Genomic DNA, 587 nt, shown 5'->3' on the forward strand with positions numbered 1-587 from the left:
TATCAAAAAGCCACGAAAGCAGTAGCAAAAAGCGCTTATAACCTCGCGCAGAACGCCCAGATAAGCGAGCATTAGCTAGTACCACAGAACAACCCGCCTTCTGCGCACCATGCAGCATATTCGGCCAAAGCTCAGTTTCCATGATGATTACAAACTTGGGACGAATACGCTTAAGAAACGCACCGACAAACAACGGAAAATCATATGGGGCATATACATGATAAACAGAGTCACCAAATAGCTTACTCACCAATGCAGAGCTCGTAGGCGTCATTGTCGTGACAGTAATACGCTTTGCAGGATAACGAGTTTGCAGCTCTCGAATAATAGGTTCGGCCGCAAGCAACTCTCCGACGGAAACAGCATGAATCCAAAAATCTTGAGCTTGTTCTGGGGCCTTAAAAAAGCCTAAACGCTCCAAGCGACGTGATCGATACTCAGGCGAGCGAATCCCTCGAAGCAATAAGTGCAACAGCACAAAAGGAATGCAGATCGCAATAATAATTGAGTAAACTAACCGGACCATATACAAAGCGCCTCATCGAACAGCTCGCGAGTATACCTTAGTGCGAAAAACTGCCCAATCA

The 587-nt window shown here is 46.2% G+C and carries 1 protein-coding gene; it reads right to left on the minus strand.

The window, feature by feature from the left end:
- The coding region (locus tag A3738_RS06890; RefSeq protein ID WP_304440074.1) for a glycosyltransferase N-terminal domain-containing protein at positions 1 to 526 on the minus strand (526 nt) is incomplete at its 3' end.
- Between the last annotated feature and the right edge of the window lie 61 nt (positions 527 to 587).

Source organism: Oleiphilus sp. HI0066 (assembly GCF_001635725.1).